Annotated in this window: 5 protein-coding genes; 2 read left to right on the top strand and 3 right to left on the bottom strand. The window is 46.3% G+C overall.

The window, feature by feature from the left end; genetic code table 11:
- Positions 1-278: 278 nt before the first annotated feature.
- The 3 genes from cas6 to ACN4EG_RS26945 form a co-directional block, all read right to left on the bottom strand.
- The gene (gene cas6 / locus ACN4EG_RS26935; protein WP_431633370.1) at positions 279-941 is read right to left on the bottom strand and encodes a type I-MYXAN CRISPR-associated protein Cas6/Cmx6; all 663 of its coding nucleotides are present in this window, start codon (positions 939-941) and stop codon (positions 279-281) included.
- 742 nt (positions 942-1683) lie between these two features.
- Positions 1684-2460: a helix-turn-helix transcriptional regulator gene (locus ACN4EG_RS26940; protein WP_431633371.1), complete on the bottom strand. Its 777-nt coding sequence runs from the start codon at positions 2458-2460 to the stop codon at positions 1684-1686.
- A complete protein-coding gene (locus tag ACN4EG_RS26945) occupies positions 2457-2678 on the bottom strand; it encodes an HTH domain-containing protein (RefSeq protein ID WP_431633372.1) in 222 nt (73 codons plus the stop codon). The genes ACN4EG_RS26940 and ACN4EG_RS26945 overlap by 4 nt, the downstream gene beginning before the upstream one ends.
- Before the next feature lie 499 nt (positions 2679-3177).
- On the opposite strand from ACN4EG_RS26945, the gene ACN4EG_RS26950 reads away from it, so the two are divergent.
- Together ACN4EG_RS26950 and ACN4EG_RS26955 are read left to right on the top strand one after the other, a co-directional pair.
- Positions 3178-3879 (top strand): AAA family ATPase, encoded by a 702-nt coding sequence (locus ACN4EG_RS26950; RefSeq protein ID WP_431633373.1) that lies wholly within the window; start codon positions 3178-3180, stop codon positions 3877-3879.
- Complete coding sequence (locus tag ACN4EG_RS26955) at positions 3876-4907, top strand: ParB/RepB/Spo0J family partition protein (protein ID WP_431633374.1); 1032 nt, start codon at positions 3876-3878, stop codon at positions 4905-4907. The genes ACN4EG_RS26950 and ACN4EG_RS26955 overlap by 4 nt, the downstream gene beginning before the upstream one ends.
- Positions 4908-5460 lie beyond the last annotated feature (553 nt).

Here is a 5460-nt window from a genome sequence, read left to right on the forward strand (position 1 = left end):
TCTCCATAGAGTTGGCAATACTCATCGACAAAGCGAATCGTTGGTCGAGCTTCTCTGGAGGCGGACATCAGTTGCTAGGCTCTCTAAACTCTACTCTCTCTATTCTAAATTCCTCTGCTTAGAGTGACTGAAGAGGGTTAAAAAAGCGACACCAGTTTCTCAACACTCTTCCCTTAAAGATTGCCTGAGCTGCAACATAGGTATCCTTTAAGTGCTGCTCTAGCGACAGCCCCTTTTCTGGCAATTGTTCAAGCGAGACTTTGCCAGCAATTGCGCCCTTAGCTAATAGTCGCTGCGGCATGACTATCCCTCCTTGCTTTACGATAAACGTTGATAACAGGATTAAACACACCGCAACCGATCCGGCGTTTACCGCCTAACCCATAAATTTGTAGCTTGATGGAATCATCGGGAGTTAAATCAGAAACCACCAAGCTAAATCCAACAATCGTGTAACTCCGCTCTGGCTTCGTAATACGAAGGGTTAAGCGTTTGGGTTCTCCCTTATCATTCGCTGGAATACCCAAGTTTGCCTGAATTCCCAGAGCATTTAACTGGCGTTGAGCAGCATCTAAAAAGGCATCGGGTTCGGTATAGCCTTTGATGGTAACTAACCGGGCCGACAAAGCATCCGTAGGCTGAAGTGTTTGTAGTTCGGGGTTACCAAGTTGGATAGGATAGCCACCAATCGTCAGGGTTTTTCCAGCTAAGGGATAGACTTGTACGATCTCCTCTACAGGCAACCGCAGCAACAATCGTGATCCTTGCAAAAGCTGAATTTTGCCCTGATTATCAGGTTTTCCTGCGATCGTATTAACAGCAAAATACTCAAGCTGTTTCAGGGTTGGTACTTCCGTACAAAGCGCACCATGTAGCTTGTAATTGTGATCTGCTGGTAAGTTAGTTCCCTTAACCGGAAACGATAAGGTAATGATGTTCATGGTTTAGTGATAAATTTGAGCACGCGAGATTTGGCTTGTTGATAAACAAACTGACGCAAATAACCAAGTTTCAAGATCAATAGGGAAAAGCTGAGGTAGGGGACAAGTTTGTCCCCATCACAAAAATAGGGGCTAATCACTCAAATCCGGGCAATTTAAAGAAGCGCGGCGGACAAATTGCCAGAGGAAAACTTCTATGAACCGCTCAATCTCTAGGTCACTTAACCGCCAAAACTCTGGTGGTTGAACGATTCCTCGTTCGCACACAAGTCTTTGTGCGATTTCCATCAGAAAATCACGTCGAGGTGTTAACATAGTTTCCAAATAATAAAATTTAGGTCTTGGGGCGAAATATCCGTTCCAAGATTTTTTATTTTTATCATACCCAGCAGCAAACAGCAATACCCTTGAATGAAATAATTTTTCATTCGTGCATACATAGCTACGTGAATCATCAATCGTCAGAAAATTCTACTTGAAAATCTTGAAGATGTAGGTCGAACTAGAGAAAAGTATCAACGCCTTGCGACATCTGAGGATGAGCAATTGGAATAAGATTCTTATTCGTGCATAATGCTCAACACCAGTTGGTATCAGAGATGGTAGTAGCGTATCACATGGTGGGGATAAAGAAATCGCGCTATACAACCCATATGCATGATCCGCAGGTAGCGTTGCCCTAATTACGCCAAAACTAAGTTCCACATAGGGGCAACCTACGCTACTACCATTTTGCTCTCTTTCACTGATTAGCATCATTCTCTCCTCCAGAATTGCAATAATTATAATGCATATGTTCTATCTCCTCCCGCACCATCTCCACCAACTCCGGTGGACTCTCTACCTTGGCTCCCCTGCCATACCCCAACACCCACCGCTTCATATCATTCATCCCCCGCACCGTCATACAAAGCGTCACCGAGCCGTCATCATGCTCCTTTAACTCCTGACTAGGATGCCACCGCCGTTCCCGAATATAGGGTGCAGTCGCCGCATCAAACCAAATCGCCACCGATCGGGGAACCCCACCCGCCTCATGCTGAAAAATCATCTCTAAATGATCCCGCGCATCAAACGACGGATCAGGCACAAACGACTCCGGCAGCACCACCAGCTTCCGAATCCGATCGACCCGAAACCATCGCACCTCCTGACGCCGATGGCAAAACCCAATCACATAGGGATTTGTTCCCCGATAAATATGGAGTAAATAGGGATCTAACTTGCGCTCCGCCGTAGAATTACTACTCGCCGTGTAATAGGTCATCTCCACTGATTTCTGCGATCGACAAGCATCCTCCAACTGCTGCCACACCTCCGGATTCAGATCAATCCCACCGCCCCCCCGAAAGATAATGCGCTCATCCGCCACCTGTTGCAAATCCACCCAACTCTGCTCCGGCAACCGTTCACTTAGCCGTGCGATCGCCGATCGTAGATCCATGGCATAGGCTGAACCGGAATAGGTTTCCAACATCCGAGCACCCAGCGTCAGGGCAAATAATTCCCCCTTGCTCAAACTGATCGTCGGTAACCGCCACTCCAAATTCGTGTAATGAATCCCTGGGTTCGATTACAGGCAATAGGCGCACCATAGCGATCGCGGAGCAGTTCAATATCCTTGCGAACCGTTCGCTCACTCACCTCCAAAACCGAGGCCATTGCGTCTGCGGTTTGGCGTTGCCCACTCCGTAGCAAACCATCAATATTGAGAAGTCGTTCGAGATGCCGGGACATAACGCTCTGCTGAAACTCTGTGGAAGCTAATTCGCCCCTATCATAGCGACCCAACCCGGAAAAAACGCTTCCGAGATCTCAAGAAAATCGAAAATTTATCGTAGATTACAGAAAAATCACCCAAGTAAGGGAGATTGTCCTTTACAGGAATTTCATCAGGGTAGTTCTTTGTGCCTTTGGGGCAATTGCTGAAGATTGCTCAAGCTTTCGATCGTCGTACCAGGATTCTGTTAATCGCGCTTATATTTGTAGAGTTTGGGATTAAAAGTTCGGTAGAGTCGATCGCGTCAATTAACCAAAACGTTTTGGTTAAAGCAGGTGTGATGCAGTCAATGGAATGAAGAGAATCATGATGCACCGGTTCTCAAAGCAAGAGATTTCACAACAAGAGATTTCACAACAAGAGATTTCACAACCAGTCTAGAAAGATAGCAAATGCATCTTGAGGTGTTATTATCAAACCATGAGTTTTGGTTAAATTAACTACTGTCAAAAGCTAATGCTAACAGCCAAACCGAAATCAAAACGCAGTGATAGCAGCCTGCTGTTTCAGAAATCCCCCAAGATTCTTGCTTTTGCGAATCAAAAAGGTGGTTCAGGGAAATCCACGGGAGCCATTCATGCTGTGGACTGGTTCCTGCAGAACGATCGAACTGCGCTCTTAGTAGATGCCGATGGCCAGCAAAGCTCTTCCGCTTGGGCGAAGGAGTTGGGAATGGATCATCGCGTGCTCAGCGATCCGGAAGCCTTGTTTGATGAGCTTCCCAAATTTACCCAGCAGTATGATGTTGTCGTTGTCGATGGCCCTGGGAACGCCAGTGAAGTTACTAAAGCGATTCTGATTCGATCGGATATGGTGCTAGTTCCCTGCCGCGATTCCATGATTGACTTGGCCAGTACAGGAAAAATCATGCAATTCATTCGGCAAGCCCAGGAAATTAAGCGGGGAGGTCTCGTAGGTGCGATTTACCTCAATGCAGTCAAAGAAAATACCATCCTGCTTCGAGAGGCCAGAGAAGCCCTCAAGCAAGGGATCGTCCCATTACTGAACACAACACTGCCCGATCGACAATGTATTAAAGACGTGCCTGGTCAGGCCAGTACCGTTTTTCGGATGAAAGGAACGCCCTGCAAATCTGCGGCTAAAATCTTCACGCAGCTTTTCACAGAAGCTCTGCAACTCTACGAGGCCCAATCATGAGTACACGTCGTAAACTAAGTGATGCAGTGGCATCTCGGGAAGAACTGAGTTTCGTTTTTGGAACCCCAGAAGTCCAAAAAGAAATTCAGATGGAGTCAAGCAGCACAAACGAACAGGAAATTCCACGGCGGGACATCCTTTGTACATTTAGCTTTGTGCCTGATGGCAAACCTGTACGGCACTATTACGATAGTGAGGAACTTCAGCAGTGGGCAGAACACGACATTAAGCCCAATGGCATTCGATCGGCATTGTGGATTCGCCCCCATCCCACGAAACCCGCAAAATATGAATTAGTGGCAGGACTACGCCGCTACAAAGCCGCCGAAAGTCTGAACTTGCCGACGGTGCCAGTCAAGATCTTTCAATGGGATGACGCGACAGCCTTCCAAGCCGCGATCGCAGAGAATGCCAATCGTCGTGATTTTAGTGCCTTAGAAGAGTTAGACAATACGCTCAGGATTCTAGAAATTCAGCTAGGTTGGGATGCGGCAGATGTGGTGAGCCTGCTCTATCGCATGAATAATGCCGCCAAAGGAACCACTAACCAAAACGTTTTGGTTAGTCCAGAAGCCGAAATTGTCAAGCGATCGTTTGCAACCTTCGGCAAAATAACCTGGCAATCATTTGTTTCGTCCCGCTTACCCCTCTTAAAGAAGCCCAATGACGTTTTGGATGCCATTCGGCAAGGTGAAATTCACTATACCAAGGGGATTGTAATTGCAGGGGTTAAAGATCCGGAACAGCGTCAGGCTTTAATTCAATCTGTAAAACAAGATGGGATGAGTGTTGTTGAAATCAAACGCCAAGTTTCTCTCCTGAATCAAGCGCAAGCTTTAACGATCGAGCAATCTTCTAAACGGAGTCCCAAGCAATCTAGCAGCAAGCCATTATCAGCGGAGCAGTTTAAAAAGCGCCTAACGCAGACTTTGGAGTCTGTTAATAAGCGGAGTGCATTGTGGAAGGATGAACAAAAACTACAAAAGTTAGAGCGGCTTCTGACCCAATTGGAAGGTTTAATCAATTAACCAAAACGTTTTGGTTAATTGGAATCAGTCTGGATTGCTAGATGCTAGGCAAGATGCTGAAAATCCATTGTGAAACCTACAAATTCCTGAATGATAATCTTTGGATCGTTGAGTACATCTTGTCCTACAAAAGAGAGTACTTGTAGGACAAGATGTATTGCAATAAACAGACCTGTGATCAATCTTGCCTGTCGTATTACTTGGGTGATTTATCTTACTTGGGTGATTCATCAGCGATCGGAATGTAGTAGTGATAAGGGATTTTCTAAGAAATAATATCCCCTTCTCCTACCCCTACCCTCCTACTCTTTTACTCTCCTACCCCTACCCAATTGGGATTTTATTTATGCGCTGTTCCCTAACCCCTGCTACCGTTACCTTGCTTGCAATCTCGAACTCTACGATTAGTCCGCTAACCCGCTTCTTAACTTGAGGTCGTGTTAACTTTAGGTCTTGGATGTAGGGGCTTCTTCTCCCAAAGCTCGAAAGAAAGCCTGTTCCGCTGCCACCATCATGGCACGCTTTGCATAGCGCTTAAAACTGCTCTCCGACT

Origin of the sequence: Alkalinema pantanalense CENA528, from assembly GCF_050753345.1 — a bacterium.
In the GTDB taxonomy this organism is placed as follows: domain Bacteria; phylum Cyanobacteriota; class Cyanobacteriia; order Leptolyngbyales; family Leptolyngbyaceae; genus Alkalinema; species Alkalinema pantanalense.

Bases quoted from the DNA above. Each gene is read 5' to 3' on its own strand.
- cas6 (WP_431633370.1), bottom strand. From the start codon at position 941: ATGAACATCATTACCTTATCGTTTCCGGTTAAGGGAACTAACTTACCA.
- ACN4EG_RS26945 (WP_431633372.1), bottom strand. From the start codon at position 2,678: ATGTCCCGGCATCTCGAACGACTTCTCAATATTGATGGTTTGCTACGG.
- ACN4EG_RS26950 (WP_431633373.1), top strand. From the start codon at position 3,178: ATGCTAACAGCCAAACCGAAATCAAAACGCAGTGATAGCAGCCTGCTG.
- ACN4EG_RS26955 (WP_431633374.1), top strand. From the start codon at position 3,876: ATGAGTACACGTCGTAAACTAAGTGATGCAGTGGCATCTCGGGAAGAA.